Annotated in this window: 26 protein-coding genes; 14 read left to right on the forward strand and 12 right to left on the reverse strand. The window is 67.7% G+C overall.

The genetic code is table 11. From position 1 onward, the window contains the following. Positions 1-15: 15 nt before the first annotated feature. The 6 genes from pstA to MRBLWO13_RS10375 all read right to left on the reverse strand — a co-directional run bounded on the left by pstA (position 16) and on the right by MRBLWO13_RS10375 (position 7,292). Positions 16-1,107 carry a phosphate ABC transporter permease PstA gene (gene pstA, locus MRBLWO13_RS10350; RefSeq protein WP_341973891.1) on the reverse strand — a complete coding sequence of 364 codons (1,092 nt, stop codon included), beginning with the start codon at positions 1,105-1,107 and terminating at the stop codon, positions 16-18. Between the two features lies 1 nt (position 1,108). Further along, positions 1,109-2,050, reverse strand: coding sequence for a phosphate ABC transporter permease subunit PstC (gene pstC / locus MRBLWO13_RS10355; protein WP_341973892.1), 942 nt, complete (start codon positions 2,048-2,050; stop codon positions 1,109-1,111). 92 nt (positions 2,051-2,142) lie between these two features. Further along, a complete protein-coding gene (gene pstS / locus MRBLWO13_RS10360; protein WP_341973893.1) occupies positions 2,143-3,243 on the reverse strand; it encodes a phosphate ABC transporter substrate-binding protein PstS in 1,101 nt (366 codons plus the stop codon). 155 nt (positions 3,244-3,398) lie between these two features. After that, positions 3,399-4,394 (reverse strand): NUDIX hydrolase, encoded by a 996-nt coding sequence (locus tag MRBLWO13_RS10365; protein WP_341973894.1) that lies wholly within the window; start codon positions 4,392-4,394, stop codon positions 3,399-3,401. After that, positions 4,391-6,556: an RNA degradosome polyphosphate kinase gene (locus tag MRBLWO13_RS10370; protein ID WP_341973895.1), complete on the reverse strand. Its 2,166-nt coding sequence runs from the start codon at positions 6,554-6,556 to the stop codon at positions 4,391-4,393. The genes MRBLWO13_RS10365 and MRBLWO13_RS10370 overlap by 4 nt, the downstream gene beginning before the upstream one ends. A 52-nt stretch (positions 6,557-6,608) precedes the next feature. After that, complete coding sequence (locus tag MRBLWO13_RS10375) at positions 6,609-7,292, reverse strand: response regulator transcription factor (protein WP_341973896.1); 684 nt, start codon at positions 7,290-7,292, stop codon at positions 6,609-6,611. Positions 7,293-7,365: 73 nt separating this feature from the next. Between MRBLWO13_RS10375 and MRBLWO13_RS10380 the strand changes: the two genes are divergently transcribed. The 3 genes from MRBLWO13_RS10380 to MRBLWO13_RS10390 all read left to right on the forward strand — a co-directional run bounded on the left by MRBLWO13_RS10380 (position 7,366) and on the right by MRBLWO13_RS10390 (position 9,524). Next, positions 7,366-7,656, forward strand: coding sequence for a hypothetical protein (locus MRBLWO13_RS10380; RefSeq protein WP_341973897.1), 291 nt, complete (start codon positions 7,366-7,368; stop codon positions 7,654-7,656). 145 nt (positions 7,657-7,801) lie between these two features. Continuing rightward, positions 7,802-8,404, forward strand: coding sequence for an FABP family protein (locus MRBLWO13_RS10385; RefSeq protein WP_341973898.1), 603 nt, complete (start codon positions 7,802-7,804; stop codon positions 8,402-8,404). Position 8,405: 1 nt separating this feature from the next. Further along, complete coding sequence (locus tag MRBLWO13_RS10390; RefSeq protein ID WP_341973899.1) at positions 8,406-9,524, forward strand: folate-binding protein; 1,119 nt, start codon at positions 8,406-8,408, stop codon at positions 9,522-9,524. Positions 9,525-9,529: 5 nt separating this feature from the next. Here MRBLWO13_RS10390 and MRBLWO13_RS10395 read toward each other — a convergent pair whose 3' ends face one another. After that, entirely contained in the window at positions 9,530-10,351 is an 822-nt protein-coding gene (locus MRBLWO13_RS10395; protein ID WP_341973900.1) for a class I SAM-dependent methyltransferase, read from the reverse strand. 57 nt (positions 10,352-10,408) lie between these two features. Here MRBLWO13_RS10395 and MRBLWO13_RS10400 point away from each other — a divergent pair, with 57 nt between their 5' ends. Continuing rightward, a complete protein-coding gene (locus MRBLWO13_RS10400) occupies positions 10,409-11,158 on the forward strand; it encodes a phosphoglyceromutase (protein ID WP_341973901.1) in 750 nt (249 codons plus the stop codon). Positions 11,159-11,161: 3 nt separating this feature from the next. Here the strand turns inward: MRBLWO13_RS10400 and MRBLWO13_RS10405 are convergent, their stop codons facing one another. Then, positions 11,162-12,031 (reverse strand): NAD(P)H-binding protein, encoded by an 870-nt coding sequence (locus tag MRBLWO13_RS10405; RefSeq protein WP_341973902.1) that lies wholly within the window; start codon positions 12,029-12,031, stop codon positions 11,162-11,164. Positions 12,032-12,114: 83 nt separating this feature from the next. Between MRBLWO13_RS10405 and MRBLWO13_RS10410 the strand changes: the two genes are divergently transcribed. Then, the gene (locus tag MRBLWO13_RS10410; RefSeq protein WP_341973903.1) at positions 12,115-12,873 is read left to right on the forward strand and encodes a WYL domain-containing protein; all 759 of its coding nucleotides are present in this window, start codon (positions 12,115-12,117) and stop codon (positions 12,871-12,873) included. A gap of 28 nt (positions 12,874-12,901) precedes the next feature. On the opposite strand, the gene phoU is transcribed toward MRBLWO13_RS10410, so the two are convergent. Continuing rightward, on the reverse strand, positions 12,902-13,597 hold the full coding sequence (phoU, locus tag MRBLWO13_RS10415; protein WP_341973904.1) for a phosphate signaling complex protein PhoU: 696 nt from the start codon (positions 13,595-13,597) through the stop codon (positions 12,902-12,904). Positions 13,598-13,795: 198 nt separating this feature from the next. Between phoU and MRBLWO13_RS10420 the strand changes: the two genes are divergently transcribed. Both MRBLWO13_RS10420 and MRBLWO13_RS10425 read left to right on the forward strand, forming a co-directional pair. After that, a complete protein-coding gene (locus tag MRBLWO13_RS10420) occupies positions 13,796-15,037 on the forward strand; it encodes an ATP-binding protein (protein WP_341973905.1) in 1,242 nt (413 codons plus the stop codon). Further along, complete coding sequence (locus MRBLWO13_RS10425; protein WP_341973906.1) at positions 15,034-15,717, forward strand: response regulator transcription factor; 684 nt, start codon at positions 15,034-15,036, stop codon at positions 15,715-15,717. Before MRBLWO13_RS10420 ends, MRBLWO13_RS10425 begins: the two co-directional genes overlap by 4 nt. A gap of 94 nt (positions 15,718-15,811) precedes the next feature. Here the strand turns inward: MRBLWO13_RS10425 and MRBLWO13_RS10430 are convergent, their stop codons facing one another. Further along, positions 15,812-16,357: a DNA modification methylase gene (locus tag MRBLWO13_RS10430; RefSeq protein ID WP_341973907.1), complete on the reverse strand. Its 546-nt coding sequence runs from the start codon at positions 16,355-16,357 to the stop codon at positions 15,812-15,814. A gap of 136 nt (positions 16,358-16,493) precedes the next feature. Here MRBLWO13_RS10430 and MRBLWO13_RS10435 point away from each other — a divergent pair, with 136 nt between their 5' ends. The 6 genes from MRBLWO13_RS10435 (at position 16,494) to MRBLWO13_RS10460 (ending at position 21,910) form a co-directional block, all read left to right on the forward strand. Further along, a complete protein-coding gene (locus MRBLWO13_RS10435) occupies positions 16,494-16,976 on the forward strand; it encodes a CarD family transcriptional regulator (protein ID WP_341973908.1) in 483 nt (160 codons plus the stop codon). 84 nt (positions 16,977-17,060) lie between these two features. Beyond that, positions 17,061-18,260, forward strand: a complete 1,200-nt coding sequence (gene ispD / locus MRBLWO13_RS10440; RefSeq protein ID WP_341973909.1) for a 2-C-methyl-D-erythritol 4-phosphate cytidylyltransferase — start codon at positions 17,061-17,063, stop codon at positions 18,258-18,260. Continuing rightward, on the forward strand, positions 18,257-18,781 hold the full coding sequence (locus tag MRBLWO13_RS10445) for a hypothetical protein (protein WP_341973910.1): 525 nt from the start codon (positions 18,257-18,259) through the stop codon (positions 18,779-18,781). Before ispD ends, MRBLWO13_RS10445 begins: the two co-directional genes overlap by 4 nt. 53 nt (positions 18,782-18,834) lie before the next feature. Beyond that, positions 18,835-20,244, forward strand: coding sequence for a cysteine--tRNA ligase (cysS, locus tag MRBLWO13_RS10450; protein ID WP_341973911.1), 1,410 nt, complete (start codon positions 18,835-18,837; stop codon positions 20,242-20,244). After that, positions 20,237-21,241 carry a 23S rRNA (guanosine(2251)-2'-O)-methyltransferase RlmB gene (gene rlmB / locus MRBLWO13_RS10455; protein WP_341973912.1) on the forward strand — a complete coding sequence of 335 codons (1,005 nt, stop codon included), beginning with the start codon at positions 20,237-20,239 and terminating at the stop codon, positions 21,239-21,241. The genes cysS and rlmB overlap by 8 nt, the downstream gene beginning before the upstream one ends. A gap of 27 nt (positions 21,242-21,268) precedes the next feature. After that, positions 21,269-21,910 (forward strand): NAD(P)H-binding protein, encoded by a 642-nt coding sequence (locus tag MRBLWO13_RS10460; RefSeq protein WP_341973913.1) that lies wholly within the window; start codon positions 21,269-21,271, stop codon positions 21,908-21,910. Here the strand turns inward: MRBLWO13_RS10460 and MRBLWO13_RS10465 are convergent. Together MRBLWO13_RS10465 and ugpC are read right to left on the reverse strand one after the other, a co-directional pair. Beyond that, a complete protein-coding gene (locus MRBLWO13_RS10465) occupies positions 21,907-23,214 on the reverse strand; it encodes a DUF4032 domain-containing protein (protein ID WP_341973914.1) in 1,308 nt (435 codons plus the stop codon). The genes MRBLWO13_RS10460 and MRBLWO13_RS10465 overlap by 4 nt on opposite strands. 70 nt (positions 23,215-23,284) lie before the next feature. Beyond that, positions 23,285-24,400, reverse strand: a complete 1,116-nt coding sequence (gene ugpC, locus MRBLWO13_RS10470; protein WP_341973915.1) for a sn-glycerol-3-phosphate ABC transporter ATP-binding protein UgpC — start codon at positions 24,398-24,400, stop codon at positions 23,285-23,287. Between the two features lie 228 nt (positions 24,401-24,628). Here ugpC and MRBLWO13_RS10475 point away from each other — a divergent pair, with 228 nt between their 5' ends. After that, positions 24,629-25,588, forward strand: a complete 960-nt coding sequence (locus MRBLWO13_RS10475) for a thioredoxin domain-containing protein (RefSeq protein WP_341973916.1) — start codon at positions 24,629-24,631, stop codon at positions 25,586-25,588. Positions 25,589-25,634 lie beyond the last annotated feature (46 nt).

A 25,634-nucleotide genomic window follows, 5' to 3' on the forward strand; every position in this document is an offset into this window, starting at 1 on the left:
GTTTCGGGTAACGGCTCAACGGCCGGTCTTGGGCGCGAAGATCTTCGCGATGAGACGTGCGAGGAGGTTCAGGGCCATGACGATGACGATCAGGGTGAGCGCCGCTGTCCAGGCCCGGTCGATGTACGCGGACTGCGGGATGCCCTGGTTCATGAACTGCGTGTACGCGTACACCGGCAGCGTCATCATCCGCCCCTCGGTGAGGCTGTAGTTCATCGAGGTGGCGACGCCGGCTGTGATCAGGAGCGGTGCCGTCTCGCCGATCACGCGCGCGATCGAGAGCATGATGCCGGTCGTGATTCCGGCGATCGACGTCGGCAGAACGACTTTGAGGATCGTGAGCCACTTCGGCACGCCGAGTGCGTACGACGCCTCACGAAGCTCGTTCGGCACCAGCCGCAGCATCTCTTCGCTGGAACGCACGACGACCGGGATCATCAGCACGGCCAGGGCGATCGCGCCCATGATCCCCATGCGGACACCAGGACCGAAGAAGAGGGCGAAGACGGCGTAGGCGAAGAGGCCGGCGACGATCGACGGGATACCGGTCATCACATCGACCAGGAAGGTGATCCCGCGGGCGATCGACCCGCGGCCGTACTCGATCAGGTAGATGGCGGTGAACAGGCCGATCGGAATCGAGATGACGGCTGCCGCGAGTGTGATCAGCAGGGTGCCGGTGATCGCATGCAGCGCCCCGCCGCCCTCGCCGACGATGTTGCGCATCGAGCTGTTGAAGAACTCCGCGTTGATGCCGGCGACACCGTTCTGGATGACCGTCCAGGCGACCGAGACCAGGGGAACCATCGCGATCGCGAACGCGGTGCCGACGACGCCGGTGACCAGTCGGTCGGTCGCCTTGCGGCGGCCTTCCACGATCGAGGAGATGACGGTGATCAGGACGAGGTAGAGGATGATGCCGACGACGGCAGCACCCGCGAGGTTGGGCGCAGTCTGGCTCGACATGGCGAGGATGCCGAACACGGCGAACGACGCCGCGAGCGACACGCCGAGCAGGGTCCAGGGAGCCCAGCGGGGCAGGCGGCCGTTCGTCAGAGACGACGTCGACGGCAGACGGGTGGGAACCGGAGCAGTGGCGATGGACATGTCAGTTCGCTCCCGAGAATTCCTTGCGGCGGCTGACGATCCAGCGAGCCACGGCGTTGACCGCGAAAGTGACGATGAAGAGGATGAGACCAGTGGCGATCAGCACGTTGATGTTGCCCCCGTAGGCCTCGGGGAACGTGAGAGCGATGTTGGCGGGGATCGTGCTGGGGTTCTCCGGAGTGAGCAGGCGGAAGCTCACCACCCCGGTGGCCGACAGCACCATGGCGACCGCCATGGTCTCGCCGAGCGCACGTCCGAGTCCCAGCATGGATGCCGAGACGATGCCGCTGCGCCCGAAGGGAAGCACGGCCATGCGCACCATCTCCCAGCGAGTGGCGCCGAGTGCGAGCGCGGCCTCCTCGTGGAGGACGGGTGTCTGCAGGAAGATCTCGCGGCAGATCGCCGTGATGATCGGCAGGACCATCACCGCGAGCACGATGGCAGCGGTGAAGATCGTGCGCCCAGTGCTGGAGGTGGGGCCGGCGAACAACGGGAACCAGCCGGCGTTCTCGACGAGCCAGGCGTAGATCGGCTGAACCGCGGGTGCCAGCACCAGGATGCCCCAGAGGCCGAAGACGACGGAGGGCACGGCGGCCAGCAGGTCGACGATGTAACCCAGCGGCTGCGCCAGGCGGCGCGGTGCATAGTGCGAGATGAAGAGTGCGACGCCAATCGAGAGTGGCACGGCGATCAGGAGGGCGAGGAACGACGCCCAGACCGTGCCGAAGGCGAGCGGCCAGACGTAGTCCCAGAAGTTCGTCGACAGCAGCGATGCGGTCTCCGGCGTTCCGCTGATGCCGGGGATCGACTGTGCGACGAGGAAGAGGGCGACGGCGGCGAGGGTGACGAGGATCATCGATCCGGCGAACAGCGCCATCCCGGAGAACCAGCGGTCTCCTGCGCGCTGCGGGGTCCGCGCGCGAGGGGCTGCGGTTGTGGTCATCTCTTCCTGTTCCTCTGGATCGGGTGGAGTTCGGGCCGGAACCATCCGAGGGCCGGCTCCCGTCCTGCGACGTGAGCCGGCCCTCGAGCGGGTTACTTCGTGACGATCAGATCGATCGCGGCGAGAGCCTTCTCGCGGATCGAGTCCGAGATCGGAGCGCTGCCGGCCTCAGCCGCCGCAGCTTCCTGACCCTCGGCGCTGACGATGTACTGCAGGAACGGCTTCACCAGGGCTGCAGCCTTGGCGTCGGTGTACTCCTCGCACGCGATGCTGTAGCTGACGAGGACGATCGGGTACTCGGTGCCCTCAGGGGTGCGGTCCAGTTCGACGGCGAGGTCGCCTTCGGTGCGGCCCTCCTCGAAGGGGGACGCGTCGAGGACGGCGGCCGCAGCCTCGGGAGAGAACGGCACGAACTCGTCGCCGACCTTGACGGACACGGTGCCGAAGTCTGCGGCGCGCGACGCGTCCGCGTATCCGATCGTGCCCTGGCCGCCGGAGACGGCGGCGATCACGCCGGAGGTCTGCGGAGCAGCCTCGCCCGAAGCGATCGGCCACTCACCGTCGGCCTCGTAGGTCCACACCTCGGGGGCGGCCTGGGCGAGGTAGTCGGTGAAGTTCTCGGTGGTGCCCGAGTCGTCGGCGCGGTGGACCGGCGTGATCGCCAGGTCGGGCAGCGTGACGTCCTTGTTGGTCGCCGCGATCGCCGGGTCGTTCCACTTGGTGATGGTTCCCGCGAAGACGCCGGCGATGGTGGCCGGGTCGAGGTTGAGGGAGTCGACACCCTCGAGGTTGAAGATCACCGCGATCGGGGAGATGTATGCCGGGATCTCGACGATGCCGGAGCCCTCGACACACGCGTCGAACGGGCCAGCGGCGATCTCGTCGGCCTTGAATGCACGGTCGGAACCGGCGAACGCGACGGCGCCGGCCTGGAACGATTCGCGACCTGCACCGGAACCGGCGGGGTCGTACGAGAGGGTGACGTCGGGGTTTGCGGTCTGGAAGCCCTTCGCCCAAGACTGAACGGCGACTTCCTGCGACGAGGCGCCTGCGCCGACGAGCTCACCGGAGAGGGTGGACGTGGACTCTTCACCGGCGGGCGGGGTGCCGCCTTCGTTCGCGGCGCAGCCGGCGAGCGCGAGGGCGGCGACGGCGCCGATGGCGCCGATTCGTGCGATTCGGGAGATCTTCACTGTGGATCCGTTCGATCGTGGATGGGGTAGAGGCCCGGTGCAGGGCACACAGTGACGCTAGACGCGGCGGTTAACGAGACTCTCCCGCGCAGGTGAACGGGAGGTGAACGACCGGCAACCCTCTGGGGCGGCTCTCCCACACGCGAAAGGGACGTTCAGACCTTCGGAACGTGCGTTTCGATGGCGATGATGCCCGAGCCCGGGTTCGTGGCGGAGAGATGCACGACAGAGAATGCGGCGGGCTCGAGGTCGGCGGCGCTGGAGAGGTAGGAGCCGCGAATGGTCCCGGTGGCCAGCGAGATCTCGGCGAGCAGTCCTGGCAGCACGGGCCCGTGGCTGCACAGGACGGCCGGCTTTCCGGATCGCACGCGTCGGCCGACGATCGATCGGAGGTCGGCGGTGCCGTCCTCCCAGGCGTCCTGACTGATCTGCTCGGTCCGCACGGCCTTGCGCTCCAGGGACTTCGCGAGCGGCTTCACGGTGTCGACGCAGCGCACGGCATCGCTGGTCACGATCTTGCGTATTCCGAAGGCGCGCAGCGGCCCCACGATCGACTTGGCCTGGTGGCGGCCGCGTTCGCTGAGCGGACGCGCGGCATCCGCTCCGTCCCATTCCGAGCGGGAGAGCGCCTTCGCATGCCGCAGCGCCACGATCGGGAACGTGTGCAGGACGCCGTCGTCGACGAGATTGTCGAAGAAATCCAGGATCTCCAGATCGACCGGGTAGCTCAGACGCGCGCGTGCCTTCTTCACGCTGACCCATTCGATCGCGGCGATCTCCCGGTTCGGCACGAACGTCGATGCGCGAATGGCGTCTTCCGTCGCTTCCGCCGCCCAGTAGTGCACGACCTTCTGCTTCGTCGACGCGAGGTGGTAGCGGCTGACACCGACGGGGACTCCCAGCGACACGCGGATGCCCGTCTCCTCGTGCACCTCGCGCACCGCCGTCTCCGCGAGCATCTCTCCCGGATCGACCTTGCCCTTCGGCAGCGTGACGTCGCGATACTTGGTCCGGTGGATGAGCAGAATGCGCAGCTTGCCGTCGACGATGCGCCAGACGACGGCGCCGGCCGCGTACACGGCCTTCTCGACCGTCTTCGGGCGCGCCAGGCTCTGCGCCGACGCGGATCCTTCAGCCTGGCGAACAGTCATCGCACCGACCGTGAACGACGACGCTTCTGGATCAACCCCATGGTCTGATCCTGCAGGTCGACCAGCGGATTGCCGTTCGCGTCCACGGCGTGGCGCTCCCATGCGCCTTCCGCCCCCAGGTGCCAGGAGATCGTGCCGGGATCGAGAGCGAGGTCGAAGAACATCAGCAGATCCTTGAGGTGCGCAGGATCGGTGACACGCACCAGGGCCTCGACGCGGCGGTCGAGGTTGCGGTGCATCATGTCGGCGCTGCCGATGTAGACCTGAGGGTCGCCGTTGTTCTCGAAGGCGAAGATGCGCGAGTGCTCCAGATAGCGGCCCAGGATGCTGCGCACCGTGATGTTGTCGCTGATGCCGTCGAGGTCGACCCGGAGGCTGCAGATGCCGCGCACCCACACATCGACTTTCACGCCGGCCGCGCTCGCGCGGTAGAGCGCGTCGATGATCTCCTCGTCGACCATCGAGTTCACCTTGATGCGGATGTGCGCCGGCTTGCCGGCCTCGGCGTTCTTGCGCTCGTTGTCGATCTGCCGGATGAGCCCCTTGCGCAGGTGCAGCGGAGCGACCAGCAGCCTCTTGAACTTCTTCTCGATGGCATAGCCGCTGAGCTCGTTGAACAGGCGGGTGAGGTCCTTCCCGACCTGCGCGTCGGCGGTGAACAGGCCGAAATCCTCATAGATGCGGCTCGTCTTCGGGTTGTAGTTGCCGGTTCCGACGTGCGAGTAGTGCCGCAGCATCCCGTCTTCCTCGCGGATGACGAGAGCGAGCTTGCAGTGCGTCTTCAGCCCGACCAGGCCGTAGACGACGTGCACGCCCGCCTTCTCGAGCTTTCGGGCCCAGACGATGTTGTTCGCCTCGTCGAATCGAGCCTTGACCTCGACCAGTGCGAGTACCTGCTTGCCGGATTCTGCCGCGTCGATGAGCGCCTGCACGATCGGGCTGTCACCCGAGGTGCGGTAGAGGGTCTGCTTGATGGCGAGCACGTGCGGGTCGCGGGCCGCCTGCTCGAGGAACGCCACGACGCTGGTGGTGAAGGACTCGTACGGGTGGTGGACCAGCACATCGGATTTGCGGATCGCCTTGAAGATGTCGGCGCGGGTGCTCGAGCCGGTCGGCTGGAAGGCCACTGCCGTCGTCGGCAGGTGCGGCGGGAAGCGCAGGTCGGGGCGCTTGATGCGCCCGAGATCGAAGAGACCGCGCAGATCGAGAAGGCCGGGGAGGCGGTAGACCTCCTGGTCGGTGATGTCGAGCTCTTTCACCAGCAGGCCCATGGTGACGTCGTCCATGTCGTCGGTGATCTCGAGACGGATGGGCGGACCGAACCGACGCCGGAGCAACTCGGCCTCGAGCGCCTGGATGAGGTTCTCGCTCTCGTCCTCCTCGATCTCCATGTCTTCGTTGCGGGTGAGGCGGAAGGCGTGGTGATCGAGCACCTCCATGCCGGGGAACAGGTCGCCGAGGTGGTTGGCGATGAGTTCCTCCAAGCGCAGGAATCGCTGGATCTCGCCGGAGCCCGGCACCTCGACGAAACGGGGGAGCATCGGCGGCACCTTGAGGCGCGCGAACTCCTGACGTCCGGTTCGGGCGTTGCGGATGCGGATCGCGAGGTTCAGCGACAGCCCGGAGATGTACGGGAACGGGTGCGCGGGGTCGACGGCCAAGGGCATGAGGACGGGGAACACCTGCAGCTGGAAGTACTCCGACAGTGCAGCGCGTTCGTCATCGGTGAGCTCGGACCATTCGGTGATCTCGATGCCGGCGTCTGCGAGGGCGGGGCGGACCTGCGAGGTCCACGCGTCCGCGTGGCGGAGCTGCAGCGCGTGCGCCTCGCGGGAGATGTCGGCGAGCGCGTCGGCAGGAGAGCGGCCGATGTTGGTCGGCACCGCGAGGCCGGTCATGATGCGGCGCTTGAGCCCCGCGACGCGCACCATGAAGAACTCGTCGAGGTTGCTTGCGAAGATCGCGAGGAAGTTCGCCCGTTCCAGCTCGGGAAGCGAGGCGTCCTCTGCGAGCTCGAGCACGCGCTTGTTGAAGGCGAGCCAGCTGATCTCGCGATCCAGGTAGCGGTGGTCGGGAAGCAGGGCATCCGGGGACTCGACGGCGTCGAAGTCGTCGTCTTCTGCGTCGCCGAGGCCGGCATCGGCGAGTGCGGGATCGATCATGGGGTACATCTAAGCACCGTGAGGTGACGCGCGTGTGAACGCGGATGCTTCGTCACCGTGCTGCGGCGATGGACTCGTCGTCGTACACATTGAACCGGTAGCCGACATTGCGGACGGTGCCGATGATCTGCTCCTGGTCGCCGAGTTTCGCGCGCAGGCGCCGCACATGCACATCGACAGTGCGGGTGCCTCCGAAGTAGTCGTATCCCCAAACCTCGCTGAGCAACTGCTCCCTGGTGAACACCCGTGACGGATGGGTGGCCAGGAAGTGCAGCAGCTGGAACTCCTTGTAGGTGAGGTCCAGGGGTTTGCCGTGCAGTTTCGCCGAGTACGACTGCTCGTCGATGGTGATGCCGGACGCCTGCACGCGGGTGGGAGCGGCGGCATCGTCGCGTCGCGCCAGAGCCAGGCGGATGCGGGCATCGGCCTCCGCAGGACCGGCGGTCGAGAGCAGCACGTCGTCGATGCCCCATTCGCCGGAGACGGCGCTCATGCCGCCCTCGGTCACGACGAGCAGCAGCGGCGAGTCCTGCCCGGTGGCGCGCAGCAGACGGCACAGCGACTTCGCCGCGGCGAGGTCCTGCCTGCCGTCGACGATGACGATGTCATATTCGGGCGCGTTGATCAGCCGTGCGGGCTCCGCAGGGATCTGGCGCACTCGATGGCTGAGCAGTTCGAGCGCGGGAAGGACCTCCTCCGAAACCGGAGCGTTGGTCAGAACCAGCAGCAGGGCCACGCACTATCCTTCCGAGACGACGGTCGACGCCGTGGGGCCATGATACCGGCACCGGATGCGCAACAATGGAGCCATGTCCGAACCGGCACTCGCCCCCCGTAACCCGTTCATCGCGGTCTTCGGCGTGTGGGCTGCAGCTTTCCTCGCGAGCATCGCCATCGGCATCTTCGTGCCGGAGGAATGGCGGGTGCCGTGGATGCTCGTGGCCTTCGGCGGTGTCGTACTGCTCTCCTTCGCCGTGCAGCTCTGGTACGGCCGCACGCAAGGGTTCATCTTCCGGGTCGCGGGCAGCGCTACAGGTGCCCTGCTGATCATGGGGCTGATCTCGGTCGGCTTCGGTCTCGCTGCGCTCATCCCCTCCTGACCAGGTGGGGGTAATGTGGGAGACATGGATCTCCTGGCGCTCGAACTCTTCTTCATCGGCCTGCTGGGCCTGGCGAGCCTCGCGATCGCCTTCGTCTCTGGCGTCGTGCTGCTGAACCTCTTCCGCGGCCAGCGCTGAGCTGATCGTGCTCGAACTGCCCACCGACCTTCCGGCCGACATCGTGCCTCTTTCTTGGCTGATCGGCGTCTGGGAGGGCACCGGCGTCATCGACTACACGATCGGCGAGCGTCGCCTGCAGGGCGAATTCGCGCACCGCGTGAGCTTCAGCCATGACGGCGGCCCGTTTCTGAACTACTCCGGTACGGCCACCTTCACCGCTGACGATGATTCCGATCCGGTCCAGCTGATTGCGGAGGTCGGGTTCTGGCGGCTGTCGCGCGCAGCGACGGATGCCGACGCGGGACCGGCGTTGCTGCCTCCGCTCGAGCCTGCCGTCGTCCGCACTGTCGACGACGTGGAAGAGCTGCGTGGCGCTGGGGGCGGCTTCCCGATCGAAGTGTCGCTCGCGCATGCCGACGGGACGCTGGAGCTGTACCTCGGCGAGATCAGCGGGCCGCGCATCGATATCGCATCCGACGCGATCGTCCGCGGTGCCGGAGCCAAGGAGTACGGTGCGGCGACGCGCATGTACGGGCTCGTCGACGGGCACCTGCTGTGGGCATGGGACATCGCCGCGCTCGGCACGTCCCTCAGCTCGCATGCGTCCGCCCGACTGGCCAAGGTCTGACGTGGCCGGCTTCGCGGAGATCGAGGGAGCCGTCGCCGGCGACCGAGGTTTCGCGCACTTCGGCGATCCGATCCGGGAGCAGCGCCGGCTCATCGCCGGCACGGCGATCGCACCGCTCGATGACCGCATGATCGTCGAGGTCACCGGTCCGGAACGCCTGAGCTGGCTGGATTCGATCACCTCCCAGTCGGTCGCGCGCTTGGCGCCGGGCGAGAGCACGGAACTGCTCGTCCTCGACCCCCAGGGCCGAGTGGAGCACGCCGCCGGTGTACTCGACGACGGGACCACGGCCTGGCTGATCGCCGACGCCGCTGATGCGGAACCGCTCGGCGCCTGGCTGTCCCGCATGGTCTTCCGCACGCAGGTCACCGTGGCGGTCCGGCCGGATCTCGCGCTTCTCGGTTTCGTCGACGGCGGCACGGCGGCCGCGACGGCGACGGCCGCGGCCTTCACGCCGAACGGCACCGCCCTGGTGTGGGCCGACCCCTGGCAGCAGGTGCGCGCCGGCGGGCACCAGTACGCCGAGATCGCAGATCACCCCGGAGCCGGCCTGGCCTGGCGAGTGGCGATCCTCGAGGCGGCACCGGCCGAGGCCCTCGCCGCCGCGCTCGCTCATGATGAGGTCGCCGGCCTCCTCGCTGCGGAGGCCTTGCGGGTAGCGGCCTGGCGACCGCGCTGGGCGGCTGAAGTCGATGAGCGCTCCCTGCCGCACGAGTTGGACTGGATCCGCAGTGCGGTGCATCTCAGCAAGGGCTGCTACCGCGGCCAGGAGACGGTCGCCAAGGTGCACAACCTCGGTCACCCGCCGCGCCGGCTGGCGGCTCTGCATCTCGATGGCAGTGACGACGTGCTTCCGGCATCCGGAGCGCCGGTGTTCGCGGGCGATGACGAGGTCGGTCACATCACCTCCGCCGTTCGTCACCATGAGGAAGGACCGATCGCGCTCGCCATCCTCTCTCGGCGCACTCCGATCGGCGACCTCGTCGTCCGCGCGGACGGGGTCGACATCGCGGCGGCGCAGCAGGTGATCGTTCCGGCGGATGCTGGTGCGACGGCCGATATCCCGCGACTCACGCGCCTCTCCCGCCGACCGACGGCACCGGATCCCCGGGACGGCTGAGCCTTCTACAGCGGAGCCACCGCGTCCCACGGCAGCGTGAGCTCGCCCAGGCGCCAGCGGGTGCGGCCGCCGCGTACCGGCCAGCCCAGATCGCGCAGTGCCGCCACCGTGGCGAGGAAGCGCTGGGTCGCGCTGAATGTCGACAGCGAAGCGGCTCTGGCCCACTCGCGGTCGAGGTCGGTGAGCAGAGCGTGGATGCGTTCACCGGGGACGTTGTGATGGATCAGGGCCTTCGGCAGACGCTCGGCCACGATGCTCGGCTGTTCCAGCTCTGCCAGGCGCAGGGAGATCGTGAAGCGCGCCGGCTGCCCGTCCGGGGTCACGTCGACCCAACTGGAGACCCGGCCGATCTCGTCGCACGTGCCCTCCACGAGCAGCCCGTCGGGGGCCAGTCTCGCGGCCATCGCGCGCCAGGCCGCAGCGACATCCGCCTCGTCGTACTGGCGGAGCACGTTCATCGCGCGGATGACGGCGGCACGTCTGCCGTCGGGGAGCGGCACCTCGAACCCGCCCCTGGCGAAGGAGACGCGGATATCCGGCGGGAACGGCGTGCGGCCGGCGCGCACCTCCTCGAGCTGCTCGCGAGCCGTGGCGACGCGCACAGGATCGATCTCCAGGCCGATCACTTCCGCGTCGGGTCGCACCTGCCGCAGTCGCGCGGCGAGTTCGAACGCCGTCACGCCGCTCGCCCCGTAGCCGAGATCGACGATGAGCGGATCGGGAGAGGAGCGGAACGCGCTGCTCACGGCGATCCAGCGATCGCTCCGGCGGAGACGGTTCGTCCCGGTGGTGCCCCGAGTCGGCCGGCCGAGTGGAGATGACGCCATGAGTCAATCCTTCCAGCCCGCGGGCGTGGTCGACGACCTCCCCGATAAACTGGCCGCATGACTGCGACGCGCACCCTGATCCTGCTCCGCCACGGCCGGAGCGAGTGGAACGAACTGAATCTCTTCACCGGTTGGGTGGATGTCCGCCTGAACGAGCAGGGCAAGGCAGAGGCTCAGCGCGGCGGCGAGCTGCTCGCCGAAGCCGGCATCCTCCCGGACGTCCTGCACACCTCACTGCTCAGCCGCGCGATCCAGACCGCGAACATCGCGCTCGATGCGGCCGATCGCCTGTGGATTCCGGTCACCCGCTCCTGGCGACTCAACGAGCGTCACTACGGCGCGCTGCAGGGCAAGGACAAGGCCCAGACGCTCGCGGAATTCGGCCCGGAGCAGTTCCAGCTGTGGCGTCGTTCCTTCGATGTGCCGCCGCCCCTGCTCGACGACGACAGCGAGTTCAGCCAGGTGAACGACCCGCGTTACGACGGCATCGACGGCGAGGTGCCGCGCACCGAGTCGCTCAAGCTGGTCATCGATCGGATGCTGCCCTATTGGGAGAGCGCCATCGTTCCCGACCTTGAGGCGGGCAAGACCGTGCTCGTCACGGCACACGGCAACTCGCTGCGCGGTCTCGTCAAGCACCTCGAGGGCATCAGCGATGACGACATCGCCGAGCTCAACATCCCCACGGGCATCCCGCTGGTGTATGAGCTCGACGAGAACAACGTCCCCACCGGACCCGGCCGCTACCTCGACCCCGAGGCCGCCGCAGCCGGCGCCGCAGCGGTCGCTGCGCAGGGCAAGAAGTAGCCATCAGAGATCGTGGGTCAGTTCTTCGCTGACCCACGATCTCAGAGTGGTGGGCGTGGTCGACACGACCGTGCGAGCCTGTTCCGGTGTGAAACCGTCGCGCAGTCCCGTTGACATGCCGAGCAGTGCTTCCGCTGCGGACTGCGAGATGCCCGCAGACAGGTAGATGCGTCGCATCTCATCGTCCGCGATCTGCTCGGCCTTCACGGGAGTTCCTCGTTCCGTCGCCAAGATCGCGGCGACATCGTTCCAACTGAGATCCGCAGGTCCGTGGACGGCCTGCACCCGGCGTCCGGACCATGACGTGCTCAGGAGCAGGCCGGCGGCCACGTCCGCGATGTCTCGCGGGGCCACCCAGCTCATCCGGGAGTCTGGCGGCAGCAGCACCGGAATCCTTCCAGACCGGATCGCGTCGAGCTGCATGACCAGGTTCGTGAAGAAATATCCGCAGCGCAGGTGCGTGACGTAGATGTCGAGCTCATCCAGGGCCATCTCCGTCGCGGCGAGCCCGTCGATCTCGCCGGCGCCGTGGCGCTTCTCGGCTCCGACGCTGCTCTGGAAGACGACCCGACCTATGCCGTTGGCGGTGACCGCGGCCGTCACAGCCTCGGTCGCCCTCGCGTAGTCCGCGAGCGGGTCGTCGTTCATCGACGGCGGGTCGACCCAGTACAGGGCGTCAACGCCGCGAGTCACGTCAACGACCTCCCCGGCGTTCAGGGAGTCGGCTTCGGCGACGTCAGCGACCTCCCGCAGCTCGTCGTCCATTCGACTCCTGTCGCGCATGACGAGGAGGGGCCGCACTCCCGCCCTGACGAGGGCGCGTGCGAGGTGGTGTCCGACGTGGCCGTTGGGGGTGGTGATTGCGATGCGCATGATCGCTCCTTTCGTCCGTGGTCCCTCACGATACGAGCAGTTAAGGCCTGATCCTGTCCGTATCTGTGTGCGAGGCTGGACGGATGGCGACGCCGACGGAACGCGCACTGCAGTTGCTCTCGCTCTTGCAAGGAGGAGGCGAGCTGCCCGTCGACATGCTCGCTCGACGACTCGAGGTGAGCGAACGCACGGTGCGGCGTGATGCCAGGCGATTGCGCGACCTCGGATATGACGTGAGCGCCCGGACAGGTCCTGGCGCGAGTTATCGGCTGCGCCCGAGCGTGAAGATCCCGCCGCTGCTGCTCAGCGAGGATGAGATCGCCGCAGTCGCGGTCGGACTCGGGATGCTCGCCGCGTGGGAACCCGCCGATGAAGCCGCCGCATCTGCGGCCGCCAAGCTGACGTCGTTGCTGCCGCCGCGGCTGGCGCGACGGGCGCGCGCCGTGTCCCTGTCGACCCAGGTGCTGCACGCGGATCGTCCGGCGATCGACATGGCCACGATGGGGGTGCTCGCCGATGCTGTCGCGAACGCGACGCGGGTGCGGTTCGCCTACAGGGACAGCCGCGAGCGTGCGTCGCTGAGGCAGGTGGAGCCGTACCGGCACGTCCTGCGGGGCAATCGCTGGTACCTCGTCGGTTTTGACGTGGATCGGGATGCCTGGCGATTGTTCCGACTCGATCGCATCCGTGACGCCGAGAGTGGGTCCGAGCGTGCGGCGGAGCGGGCGTTCCCCGAGGAGTCAGTGGAGCAGTGGTTGGCGACAGACTTCGGTCGCGAGCCGAAATCCCCCGTCGGGGACGACGCGAGGTCGTCCCCGACGGGGGATCGGCGAGAGCGGTGACGAGCGCGTAGCCGCCCCGAACGGGTGGCTACGCGTGTCCCTGCACCTGCTGCTCGACGGCGAGGGGGATGTCTTGCTCGTCGACCTGCCAGTCGCCGGTCGCGAGGTAGACGACCTTCTTCGCGACGGCGACCGCGTGATCGGCGAAGCGCTCGTGGTAGCGGCTGGCGAGCGTCGCGTCGACCGTCGCCGTCGCCTCGCCCTTCCAGTTGTCGCTGAGGACCTTCTCGAACACGGTGGCGTGCAACTCGTCGACATCGTCGTCCGCGTTGCGGATGATGTCGGCGTAACGGAGGTCCTGCGTGCGCAGCAGTTCGGACAGGGTGCGGGAGATCTCGACGTCCAGCTCGCCCATCTTCACGAAAGTGCCCTTGAGGCCCTTCGGGATGGCGCGCTCGGGGAAGCGCAGTCGGGCGAGCTGCGCGATGTGCTCGGACATGTCGCCCATGCGCTCCAGCGAGGCGCTCACCCGGAGTGCCGTCACCACGATGCGCAGATCGCGCGCGACCGGCTGCTGACGGGCGAGGATCTCGATGGCCTGCTCGTCGAGGGTGATGGCGAGGGCGTCGATGTTGGCGTCGTCGGCGATGACCTCTTCGGCCAACGCCACATCGCTCGTCGCGAACGCACGCGTCGCCTTGTCGATCGACACCGTGACGAGGTCAGCGATCTCTACGAGCTTGGACTGCAGATCCTCGAGGGACTGGTGGAAGACTTCGCGCATGGCGGCGCAACCTTTCATTCATGTCTCGACGGGCGTCATCCGGCCGAGAGGTTGGGCTGAGCTGCCGCACAGGCCCGAAGCGATTCTGTGCCTCGAAGGTTAACGAACGGTGCCCAGCATATGAACAGTACTTCGCTGACCGCGTGGATGGCCAGGAAACCCGTCAGCGGCCCGGTGAACACACTCTACGCTTGAGCCATGAGCACGCCGCAGATCGCCCTGATCGCACTGGCCATCGGCCTGGTCATCGGTGTCGGCCTGTCGATGATCGTGGTGTGGGCGTACCGTGCCCGAGCTCGCGCCGAGGAAGAGACCTCGGTCGTCGTCCCCGACGGTGTCGCGGACGTGCTGCGCAGCATGGATGACGCCGCCTGCGTCGTCGACACGTCGGGGCTCGTGCTCGCGCGGTCGCATGCCGCGACCCGCTTCGGAATCGACGTCGGTGCGAATCTGGAGAATCAGGAGCTGCGTCAACTGGTGCGCAGTGTGCGGTCGACGGGGGGAACCGATACCGAGACGATGCGGATCACCCGCGGCGGACTCAGTCTCGATCCCCGCCTTGTCTCAGCCAGGGCGAGCGTGCTCGGCTCACGATTGATGCTGCTGATCATCCGCGACGTCACGGAGCAGGAGCGCCTCGATCAGATGCGTACCGACTTCGTGGCCAACACCAGTCATGAGCTGAAGACGCCGGTCGGTGCTGTCAGTCTCCTCGCCGAGGCGATCGAGTCCGCGGCAGACGATCCCGCCCAGGTGCGGATCTTCGCTGCGCGGATCCTCGCCGAGGCGACCAGGCTCGGTCAGCTCACCGGCCGCATCATGAGCCTCTCCCGCTTGCAGGCGGCAGACGGCCTCGCAGAGGTGAATCCGGTCGCGATCGACGAGGTGATCACCGCCTCGATCGAAGCGAACGGCGTGCAGGCGGATTCCGCGGGCGTCGAGCTCACCCGTGGCGGCGACCGCGGTGTGTGGGTGCGCGGTGATGCGCAGATCCTCATCGAAGCGGTCGGTAACCTCATCGCCAACGCCATCGTCTACTCGCCTCGCGGCTCGCGCGTCGGCGTCGGGGTCAAGGCCGACGGCGACATCGTGGAGATCGCCGTCGCGGATCAGGGCATCGGCATCTCGGAGACCGATCGCGAGCGGATCTTCGAGCGCTTCTACCGCGCCGACGAGGCCCGCTCCCGCCGCACCGGCGGCACCGGCCTCGGCCTGTCGATCGTCAAGCACGCGACGCAGCGCCACGGCGGCGAGGTGCTCCTGTGGTCGCGGCCGGGACGCGGCTCCACCTTCACCATCCGGCTGCCGCGCATCGATGCGCCGGAGTTCGTCGACCTGGACCAGAAGCGCAAGAAGCGCGAGAAGAAGCAGGCACGCAAAGCGGCGAAGGCCGCCAAAGCTGCCGTATCCGCGCGCACCCGAAACGGAGAACTCATATGACCCGCATCCTTCTCGTCGAGGACGAGCCCGATCTCGCCGACCCGCTCGCCTATCTGCTGCGTCGCGAGGGTTACGAGGTCGAGATCTCGGAGGACGGTCCCGGAGCCCTCACCGCCTTCCGTGAGCGCGGCGCGGACATCGTGCTTCTCGATCTGATGCTCCCGGGGATGCCGGGAACCGAGGTGTGCCGTCAGATTCGCTCGACCTCGGCCGTGCCGATCATCATGCTCACGGCCAAGGACTCCGAGGTCGACATCGTGGTCGGGCTCGAACTCGGCGCCGACGACTACATCACGAAGCCGTACTCCTCGCGCGAGTTGCTCGCGCGAATGCGCGCGGTGCTGCGCAGAGTCGTGCAGGCCGAGAGCGAGCTCGATGAGCGTGTGCTGGACGGCGGGCGCGTGTCTCTCGACATCGACCGCCACACGGTCACGGTTGCGGGCGACCTGATCAACATGCCGCTCAAGGAATTCGAACTGCTCGAGGTCCTGATGCGCAATTCCGGGCGGGTGCTCACGCGCGGTCAGCTGATCGATCGCGTGTGGGGGAGCGACTACTTCGGCGATACGAAGACGCTCGACGTGCACATCAAGCGCATCCGTTCGCGCATCGAGGTCAACCCTGGCGAGCCGGTGATGCTGGTCACGGTTCGCGGGCTCGGATACCGCTTCGAGGGCTGAGGGCCAGCCCTCGCGGGCGCGCTCCGCGCCCGCTCAGACGAGAAGAGGCCGGTCACCCCGTGGGGTGACCGGCCTCTTCTTTCGTTCTGGAAGGTCAGTTCGAAGGAGCGGACGTCGCGGTGTCGGTCGGCACCGGTACGGGGGTGCTCTCCGGCACGGATACCGGCTTCGCCTCGGAAGGCACCAGGTCTGCGTAGTAGGGGAGGGATCCGTCCAGCACGGGGATCTCGGCCTTCGTGCCGGTGGAATCTCCGGACTGGAAGTGGATCTCGACCGTGGAGCCGGGCATGCTGTCGAGGTCGATGATGCGCAGCGGCTCAGCGTCGGCGCCGAGGCTGATCGTCTCGCCGGCCGAGACGGTGACCACGAACGGGGCGATGCCCGCGAGTGTGATCGTCATCGTGGCGCGCTCTTCGGTGGGGTTCACGATCGCACCGACGAGGTTGCCGATGGAGCCGTCCTCGGTGGCGACGATGAAGGCGTTGCGGACGACGAGAGGGCCGTCGGCGTCGGAGACGTTCACGCCGTCGGACGAGGGATACTCGATCGTCGTCGCCTGAGGCGTGAGGAAGGTGCACCCCGTTGCGCCGAGAAGAACGAGGGCGCTGACAGCAGCAGCGGCGACAAGGCGCGATTTCACGGGTCCTCCTGAGGTCCGGCGGGGTGTCCGTGATCCATTCTATGGGTATGCGCGCGGGGGATCGGAGACGATGAGGCGCGAACCTTAGCGCATATCCCCTGTGGTATCCTTGAGGTTGCCGAAAGGACACGTTTTTATGCTTTTTGAGGTTGGCGAAACAGTCGTCTATCCGCACCATGGGGCCGCGACCATCATCGAGGTCAAAGATCGCATCATCAAGGGCGAGACGAAGAAGTATCTGAAGCTCAACGTCACGCAGGGCGACCTGATCATCGAGGTGCCGGCGGAGAACGTCGACCTCGTCGGCGTCCGCGATGTGATCGGCAAGGAGGGCCTCGACCATGTGTTCGAGGTGCTGCGTGCCCCGTTCACCGAGGAGCCGACGAACTGGTCGCGCCGTTACAAGGCGAATCTTGAGAAACTCGCCTCCGGCGACGTGATCAAGGTCAGCGAGGTCGTGCGCGACCTGTGGCGTCGCGATCAGGACCGTGGCCTGTCCGCGGGCGAGAAGCGGATGCTGGCGAAGGCTCGCCAGATCCTCATCTCCGAGCTCGCACTCGCCGAGAAGGTCGACGAAGACAGGGCTGGTGCCGTGCTCGACGAGGTTCTCGCCTCGTAACGACCGGGACTTTTCATGAAGAGGGCGGATGCTTCGGCATCCGCCCTCTTCGTCGTTTCCGGTCGTCGCCGGTAACGTGTGCGTGTGACTCTGCTTCCCGTGCCCCACGTGGCCATCATCGTCGTCGCGGCCGGCTCCGGCACCCGCCTCGATGCGGGGGCACCCAAGGCTTTCGTCGGCATCGACAGCCGCCCGATCCTCCGGCATGCGCTCGACGGCGTCTTCGCGGCCGCACCCGCACAGGTGATCGTCGTCGCCCCCGCCGGATTCGAGGGGGATGCCGAGACCGAACTGCTCGCCGCCGCGGGCGGGAGGAGCGATCTCGGCCGTGTCGTCACGGGCGGTGGCACGCGTCAGGAGTCGGTAGCGGCGGGGCTCGCCGCGCTCTGGGGCGACGTGACGACCGTGCTCGTGCATGATGCGGCGCGAGCGTTGACGCCGTCGTCGCTCATCGACGCCGTCGCCGCCGCCGTGACGGACGACACGGGAGTCATTCCCACGCTGCCGGTGGTGGACACCCTCAAGAAGGTCGACGGCGGCGCGGTCGTCGGTGCCGTGGACAGGTCGGAGCTCGCCGCGGCGCAGACGCCGCAGGGGTTCCCGCGCGGACACCTCGAATCCGCCTACGCGGCGGCTCTCGCCTCGGGCGCGGAGTACACCGATGATGCAGCGCTGTTCGCCGCAGCGGGCCATGCGGTCCGACACATCGACGGGGCGGCGCGCGCGTTCAAGATCACCACCCCTGCCGATCTGGTGCGCGCTCGGCAGCTGCTGTCCGCGGCTCCGGCCCCCGCCGCCGCGATCCCGCGCGTCGGCATCGGCACCGACGTGCACGCATTCGGAGGCGAGGGGAATCTCTGGCTCGCCGGTCTCGAGTGGCCGGGGGAGCAGCCGCTGTCCGGACACTCCGACGGAGATGCGGTCGCCCACGCGATTGTCGACGCCCTGTTGGGGGCGGCGGGACTCGGCGACATCGGAGAGCATTTCGGCACGGCCCACCCCGAGTACGCGGGCGCGCACGCGGAGGTCTTCCTAGCCCGCACCCGGGACCTGCTGGCGGACGCGGGGTTCACGATCGGGAACGTCTCCGCGCAGTTCCAGGGCAACCGCCCGCGATTCAGTGCTCGTCGATCGGAAGCGGAACAGGTGCTCTCTGCCGCGCTCGGCGGAGTGCCGGTGTCGGTGACCGCGACGACGACCGACGGGCTGGGATTCCCTGGGCGAGGCGAGGGCATCTCCGTGACAGCCATCGCGATGGTGTACCCGGCCGAGGAGTCCCGATGAACGAGCTCTCCTTCCGACAGCCGCGCCGCACCCTCATCCTGGTGCTCGGCCTGGCGTACCTGGTCGTGGTGCTCACGCTGATGATCATCAACTTCGATGCGCTCGCCGAGATCGTCAACGACATGGCCGCAGGTGGTGCGAAGGGCACCGGGATGCTCGTCGGAGCGGTCGTCTTCATCCCGCTCATCGCGCTCGCCGCGGTGTCGATGCAGCGCGTGCACCTGCGTCGCGATGCCGACACTCTCACGGTGCGGATCGGGAGTGCGGAGAGGCATCTGCGCAACGGCGACATCGCGCGGTACACGGTGAACACCCCGCGGGTGGGCACCATCCGGCTGCTGGCGCTCGACGGTTCGCTGATTCAGGAGTTCAACCCGCGAATGCAGGATTACCAGCGAGTGCTGGAACTGGTCGATCAGGGCGGTCGGTACGCCGAAGTCGAACGACGCACCGCCTTCCGCGGCAGGGTGAACGTCGTCACCTACGAGCGGTCACCGCGGCCGGTATCACCGCCGCGCTGAAGGGCGCGGGACACACTCAGGGGACGAGCGAGCGGGCCGAGTAGGCTTGAGCGGTGACTCTCCGCCTCTACGACACCCGCGCACAGCAGCTGCGCGACTTCGTGCCGCTCGACGCCGGAAACGTCACGATGTACGTCTGTGGTCCGACGGTGCAGTCCGGCCCGCACATCGGGCACGTCCGCGCTGCGCTGAGTTTCGATCTGCTGCGCCGCTGGCTCGAGCGCCGTCACGGTCGTGTGACCTTCGTGCGCAACGTCACCGACATCGACGACAAGGTGCTGGCGAATCACACGGACGCCGAACCGTGGTGGGCGCTCGCCTTCCGGTTCGAGCGGGAATTCACCGCCGCATATGCCGCAGTCGGCATCCTCGCGCCCACCTATGAGCCGAGGGCGACAGCATCCGTCCCGCAGATGCAGGACATCATCGCGGCGCTCATCGAGCGCGGTCACGCGTACCCTGCATCCGATGGTTCGGGGGACGTCTACTTCGACGTGCGTTCCTGGGCCGACTACGGCTCGCTCACCAACCAGTCGGTCGACGCGATGGAAGCCGCGCAGGACGCGGACCCGCGCGGAAAACGCAACCCGCAGGACTTCGCCCTCTGGAAGGGTGCGAAATCGGACGAGCCGGCAGATGCGACCTGGGCATCGCCCTGGGGCGCTGGGCGGCCCGGCTGGCACATCGAGTGCTCGGCCATGGCGAAGCGCTATCTCGGCGCGGAGTTCGACATCCACGGCGGTGGCCTCGATCTGCGCTTCCCGCACCACGAGAACGAGCTGGCCCAGTCGACGGCTGCCGGCGACGGATTCGCGCGGTACTGGGTGCACAACGGCCTGGTCAACGTCAACGGTCAGAAGATGTCGAAGTCGCTCGGCAACTTCACGCTCGCCGCCGACGTGCTGACCGCGCACGACCCGCTCGTGGTGCGTTACGCACTGGCCGCTGCGCACTACCGATCGAACATCGACCTGTCGGATTCGTCGTGGGCAGAGGCGGAGGCGGCGATCGGGCGCATCCGCGCGTTCCTCGAGCGGGGAACGCGAATGGCGAAGCCGGGCTGGGGCGAGGCCAAGGAAGGTCTTCCGAACGAGTTCGTCGAGGCGATGGATGACGATCTCTCCGTTCCTCGCGCTCTGGCGGCGATCCACAACAGCATCCGCTCCGGCAATGCTCTCCTCGACGCGGGGGAGCACGCCGCAGCGAGTCAGGATGTGATGGACGTCACTCAGATGACGAACATCCTCGGAATCAATCCGCTGTCGCGAGAGTGGCGAACGACGGACGGCGGACCATCCGCCTCCGCGCTCGACACCCTCGTGCAGACGATGATCACCCAGCGTGCACAGGCACGCGCAGACAAGGACTGGGCTGCGGCTGACCGCATCCGCGACGCGATCGCGGCTGCGGGCATCACGCTCGAAGACGGCCCGGACGGAACACATTGGAGTATCGATGGTTAAGCCTCAGCGCCCCGGCGCAAGCAACGGCAAGAAGAAGGGCCCGCTGAAGGGCACCGGTGGCCTCGGCCGCAAGGCGCTCGAAGGGCGCGGACCGACTCCGAAGGCGGAGGACCGCGCTTGGCACCCCGCGGGGAAGCGCAAGGCTGCGGCCGAGCGTTTCGCGGCCTCGGGTGGCAAGGGCAAGCCGGGCGCACGTTCGTCATCCGGCGGCAGCCCGAACCGCTCCGCTCGTGCGAAGGACAACACCTCCGACACCGAGACGGTCACCGGGCGCAATTCTGTGCTCGAGGCGCTCCGCGCGAAGATCCCGGCGACGGCGTTCTACATCGCGCAGCGCGTGGAGATGGACGACCGCGTCAAGGAGATGCTGTCGATCGCCACGAACCGCAACATCCCGGTGCTCGAGGTCACCCGACAGGAACTCGACCGGATGGCCGGCTTCGACGGTGTGCACCAGGGCGTCGCCCTGAAGGTTCCGCCGTATGAGTACGCGCACCCGCAGGACCTGCTCGAGAAGGTCATCAGCCGCGGCCAGGTGCCGCTGTTCGTCGCACTGGACGGGGTCACCGACCCGCGCAACCTGGGCGCGATCATCCGCTCGGCCGCTGCTTTCGGCAGCCAGGGGATCATCCTCCCGCAGCGTCGCTCGGCCGGCGTCAACTCGGCAGCCTGGAAGACGAGCGCCGGAGCGGCAGCACGTATTCCGGTCGCGCTCGCGACGAACCTGACGACCCAGCTCAAGGAGTTCAAGAAGCAGGGCGTCTTCGTGCTCGGCCTCGACGGCGACGGCGACGTCTCGCTCCCGGATCTTGAGCTCGCCGACCGGCCCGTCGTGATCGTCGTCGGTTCCGAGGGCAAGGGCCTCTCGCGCCTGGTCACCGAGACCTGCGACCAGATCGTCTCGATCCCGATCAACGCGGCGACCGAATCGCTGAACGCCGGTATCGCGACCTCTGTCGCGCTCTACCAGGTCGCCACGATCCGCGCCGCCCGCTAGAAGCACACCCTCCCGAAAGGAAACCGCATGGCTCGCATCGTCGTCCTCGGAGGAACCGGCTACGCCGGCCGCCACATCGTCTCCGAGGCGGTGAGTCGAGGGCATGAGGTGATCTCGGTCTCCCGGTCGACGCCGTCGGACCCGGTCGACGGCGCCCTGAGCGTTCAGGGATCCGTACTCGATCTCGCCTCGCTCGGCGACGTCTTCGACGGGGCAGATGCGGTCGTCTCGTCTCTCTCGCCGCGCGGTGACATGGAGCACGAGATGCTCGGTGTGGTCTCCAGCCTGATCACGAGGTTCACCGGCACAGCCACCCGGCTCGGTGTGGTCGGCGGGGCCGGTGGCAGCCTTGTCGCGCCTGGCGGCCCTCGGCTCTTCGACCAGGGTTTCCCCGAGGAGTACAAGCACGAGGCTCAGGTGGGCATCGACTCGCTCGCACTGCTGGAAGGCGCGGATGCCGGGCTGGACTGGTTCTTCATCCATCCGGCCGAGGTGTTCGGACCGTGGGCCGAGGGTGAGCGAACCGGGCGCTACCGCGACGGTGGCGACGTGATCGTCCGCGACGCCGAGGGCCAGTCGTTCATCTCGGGAGCGGACTTCGCGATCGCGGTCGTCGATGAGGTCGAGCAGCCGAAGCACCGCCGCGGGCGGTTCACCGTCGGCTACTAGACGAGATCGCGCCAGTCGACGTCGTCCTCATCGTCGCCGGACACCGGCGTCGCACCGGTGATGACCGGGAGGCTCATGGTCTCGGTCGGCGGGCCCATGATCGTGGCCTCGTCGCGACGGTGCCGCAGCACATCGTTGATGTAGCTCGTCAGCACTTCGGCCAGGGGCACGGCGCGGCCCTGCGCCTGGGAGAGGTACCACCGGTGCTCCAGCACCTGGTGAAACACCTCGGCCGGCTCCAGCTTCGCCCGTAGCTCGTACGGGATCGCGCGCACGACCGGCTCGAACACGCGCGTCAGCCACTCGTGCGCGTACATCTCCTCGTCCACCCACTGCTTGGTCGAGCGGGCACGGAACTCGTCCAGATCGTTCAGCAGTCGACGGGCCTGGTTCTCCTCGACGTCGAGTCCGGTGAGCCGGATCAAGCGGCGCTGGTGGTGCCCGGCATCTACCACCTTCGGCTGGATCTCGACGAGAGTGCCATCCGCAGTCGTCGACATCGACATCTCGTCGATGTCGAAACCGAGAGCGTTGAGACGCTCCACCCGCTCGGTGATCCGCCATGTCTCGGCGGCGGCGAACGACTCACCGGCGGTGAGTGCCGCCCAGAGCGAGCGGTACGACGACACGAGACCGTCGGCGATCGCGACGGCATCCACGCCGTGCTCGAGACGGCCGCCGGCAGCCAGGTCCATGATCTCGCCGGCGATGTTCGTCCTGGCGATGTCCAGATCGTACGCGCGCTGCCCGTCGGTGAGACCTTCCTCGTGCAGCTCTCCGGTCTCGGCATCGACCAGGTAGGCGGCGAATGCGCCCGCGTCGCGTCGGAACAGGGTGTTCGACAGCGAGACGTCTCCCCAGTAGAAGCCGACGTTGTGCAGCCGGACCAGGAGCAGCGCGAGGGCATCGACGAGGCGGGTGGCGGTGTCTGGGCGGAGCACGCGGGTGAACAGCGCACGGTACGGCATCGAGAAACGGAGATGCGAGGTGACCAGGGCCGCGGGGAGAGGTTCGCCCGCCGTATCCGTCCGCCCGGCGATCACCGCGACGCGACTCACGCACGGCACGTCGAGGCGTCCGAGATTGCCGAGCATGTCGTACTCGCGCTGCGCCATCTCCGTCGTCGTCTCCTTGACGGCGATGACCCGCCCGGACAGATCCGCGAAGCGCACCAGATGACGCGAGAGACCCTTCGGGAGAGAAACGATGTGCTCCGAGGGCCATTTCGCCAAGGTGATCGACCAGGGCAGCGATAGCAGTCCGGGGTCGACGGTGCTGGCGGTGATCCTCAGTGCATCCTGCATGTGCTCTCCGGGGTGAAACGACGCGGCGCGGACGACCCGAGGGTCGCCCGCGCCGCGAGGGGTGTGGAACTCAGGAAGCCGAAGACGACGAGATGACCGGCTTGTCGTTCAGGCGCTCGCCCGACTCGATGTCGAACGCGTGCACGTGACCAGCGGACGCCGCGAGCGTGACCGTCTCGCCGGCGTTCGGGTGGCTGCGGCCGTCGACGCGTGCGACGAGGTCGGCGCGCTTGCCGTTGATCTCGGTGTGTCCGTAGAGGTAGCCGTCTGCGCCGAGCTCCTCGACGAGATCGACGACGACGGACAGGCCCTTGCCGTCTGCCGGTCCGACGACGATGTCCTCGGGACGCACGCCGACGGTGACCTGGCTGCCGTGTGCACGGCCGACGGTGTCGCGTTCGAGCGGAACGACCTCGGTTCCGAACCGGACGCCGCCTTCGGCGAGGTCGGCGCTGAACAGGTTCATCGCGGGCGAGCCGATGAAGCCGGCGACGAAGACGTTGTTCGGCTTCTCGTACAGGTCACGGGGCGTGCCGACCTGCTGGAGGAGACCGTCCTTGAGGACCGCGATGCGGTCACCCATCGTGAGCGCCTCGGTCTGGTCGTGCGTGACGTAGACGGTGGTGACGCCGAGGCGGCGCTGCAGCGACGCGATCTGCGTGCGGGTCTGCACGCGGAGCTTGGCGTCGAGGTTCGACAGCGGCTCATCCATGAGGAAGACCTGCGGCTGGCGGACGATGGCACGGCCCATGGCGACGCGCTGACGCTGACCACCGGAGAGCGCCTTCGGCTTGCGCGTGAGGTAGTCCTCGAGGTCGAGGAGCTTCGCCGCCTCGAGAACGCGGGTGGCCCGCTCGTCCTTGTTGACGCCGGCGATCTTGAGCGCGAAGCCCATGTTCTCGGCGACCGTCATGTGCGGGTACAGCGCGTAGTTCTGGAAGACCATCGCGATGTCGCGGTCCTTCGGCGGCACGTCGGTGACGTCGCGGTCGCCGATGAGGATGCGACCCGCGTTGACCTCTTCAAGGCCCGCGAGCATGCGGAGCGACGTGGACTTACCGCAACCGGAGGGGCCGACCAGGACGAGGAACTCGCCGTCTCCGACCTCGAGGTTCAGCTTGTCGACTGCGGGACGGGTGCCGCCGGGGTACAGGCGGGTCGCGTCGTCGAAAGTTACAGATGCCATTATTGTTTCTCCTCACCGGCAGGTACGTGCCGGACGATCCGTTGTGATGGAAGCGGTGGAGTGACCCACCGGGACCCTTCTTTGGGTCGCGATCAGTATGGCATGAAACGGCGCACCTGGGTATTTCCCAGCCAGCCTGGTTAACATCGAAACCGGCCGCCTACGCGCGGCGATCGCCGCCCCGTACGGCGATCGGGGTCCCGCCCCCACGAGACTTCAAGAGGAACGATGTCGAGCGACGAAACGCCGAACGTCCCCACGCCGCGCAACTCGCGCGAGGCCGTGCGGGAGAAGGCACAGCAAGTGCACGCGCAGCAGAGCAGGGCGCGCATGATGCGACGGATCATCATCGGTGCCGTCGCGCTCGTCGCCGTCGGTGCGATCGGAACCGCTGTCGCGATGGCCGTGAACTCCACGGTGAGCAAGCCGCAGCTGACGCCGACCGGCATGGACGGCGACGGCGTCGCCGTCACCGAGATCAACGCCGCCGGAGCATCGGACGCGGCAGCCTCGCCGACACCCGCGCCGGACGAGGCAGGGCAGACCGCGACCCCGACGCCCGAGCCGTCCACCTCCGGACAGGTCGACATCCACATCTACGTCGACTACCTCTCGCCCGGTGCGGGCGAGTTCGAGCGCGCCAACGCCCGCCAGCTGGCGAGCTGGATCTCGGAGGGCGCCGTGACGGTGACCTATCACCCGGTGTCGCTGCTCACCGCGAGCTCGAACGGCACGAAGTACTCCCTGCGTGCTGCGGCCGCCGCGGCGTGCGTGGCCACGCATTCGCCGGAGCAGTTCTACGCGTTCAATCACGACCTGCTCAACGACCAGCCCGAAGTGGACAGCGACGGGCTCTCCGACGTCGAGCTCGCCGACCTCGCGGGCGCTGTCGGAGTCGACAACGCCAAGGCTGTGCGCTCCTGCATCGAACAGCAGGACTTCCTGACCTGGGCGAAGGACGCGACGGCTCGAGCGCTCGAAGGCCCCCTCGCCGGGTCGGACGATCTCGTGCTCACCTCGGCGCCGATGGTCGTCGCGAACGGTGAGGCCTATGTCGGCGCCCTCAAGGATCCGGCCGAGTTCTCGCAGTTCATCCTCACCGTCGCCAGCGATGCCTACTACGCGACGCCGACACCGGCGCCGAACGCCACGGGAAGCCCGGCCCCGACGGAGACCCCCGCGCCGTAGCGCGCGGGCCCTGGCGGCTCGGTCCGCGTCGCTTGTCGTAGACTCG

The sequence above is a fragment of the Microbacterium sp. LWO13-1.2 genome (assembly GCF_038397725.1).
Classification (GTDB): domain Bacteria; phylum Actinomycetota; class Actinomycetes; order Actinomycetales; family Microbacteriaceae; genus Microbacterium.

Coding starts and splice junctions, on each gene's coding strand:
- MRBLWO13_RS10380 (WP_341973897.1), top strand. CDS start 7,366: ATGTCCGAACCGGCACTCGCCCCCCGTAACCCGTTCATCGCGGTCTTC.
- MRBLWO13_RS10365 (WP_341973894.1), bottom strand. CDS start 4,394: ATGACTGTTCGCCAGGCTGAAGGATCCGCGTCGGCGCAGAGCCTGGCG.
- pstA (WP_341973891.1), bottom strand. CDS start 1,107: ATGTCCATCGCCACTGCTCCGGTTCCCACCCGTCTGCCGTCGACGTCG.
- MRBLWO13_RS10400 (WP_341973901.1), top strand. CDS start 10,409: ATGACTGCGACGCGCACCCTGATCCTGCTCCGCCACGGCCGGAGCGAG.
- MRBLWO13_RS10410 (WP_341973903.1), top strand. CDS start 12,115: ATGGCGACGCCGACGGAACGCGCACTGCAGTTGCTCTCGCTCTTGCAA.
- MRBLWO13_RS10425 (WP_341973906.1), top strand. CDS start 15,034: ATGACCCGCATCCTTCTCGTCGAGGACGAGCCCGATCTCGCCGACCCG.
- MRBLWO13_RS10460 (WP_341973913.1), top strand. CDS start 21,269: ATGGCTCGCATCGTCGTCCTCGGAGGAACCGGCTACGCCGGCCGCCAC.
- rlmB (WP_341973912.1), top strand. CDS start 20,237: ATGGTTAAGCCTCAGCGCCCCGGCGCAAGCAACGGCAAGAAGAAGGGC.
- MRBLWO13_RS10445 (WP_341973910.1), top strand. CDS start 18,257: ATGAACGAGCTCTCCTTCCGACAGCCGCGCCGCACCCTCATCCTGGTG.
- MRBLWO13_RS10395 (WP_341973900.1), bottom strand. CDS start 10,351: ATGGCGTCATCTCCACTCGGCCGGCCGACTCGGGGCACCACCGGGACG.
- MRBLWO13_RS10420 (WP_341973905.1), top strand. CDS start 13,796: ATGAGCACGCCGCAGATCGCCCTGATCGCACTGGCCATCGGCCTGGTC.
- pstC (WP_341973892.1), bottom strand. CDS start 2,050: ATGACCACAACCGCAGCCCCTCGCGCGCGGACCCCGCAGCGCGCAGGA.
- MRBLWO13_RS10370 (WP_341973895.1), bottom strand. CDS start 6,556: ATGATCGATCCCGCACTCGCCGATGCCGGCCTCGGCGACGCAGAAGAC.
- MRBLWO13_RS10465 (WP_341973914.1), bottom strand. CDS start 23,214: ATGCAGGATGCACTGAGGATCACCGCCAGCACCGTCGACCCCGGACTG.
- ugpC (WP_341973915.1), bottom strand. CDS start 24,400: ATGGCATCTGTAACTTTCGACGACGCGACCCGCCTGTACCCCGGCGGC.
- MRBLWO13_RS10405 (WP_341973902.1), bottom strand. CDS start 12,031: ATGCGCATCGCAATCACCACCCCCAACGGCCACGTCGGACACCACCTC.
- MRBLWO13_RS10435 (WP_341973908.1), top strand. CDS start 16,494: ATGCTTTTTGAGGTTGGCGAAACAGTCGTCTATCCGCACCATGGGGCC.
- MRBLWO13_RS10475 (WP_341973916.1), top strand. CDS start 24,629: ATGTCGAGCGACGAAACGCCGAACGTCCCCACGCCGCGCAACTCGCGC.
- phoU (WP_341973904.1), bottom strand. CDS start 13,597: ATGCGCGAAGTCTTCCACCAGTCCCTCGAGGATCTGCAGTCCAAGCTC.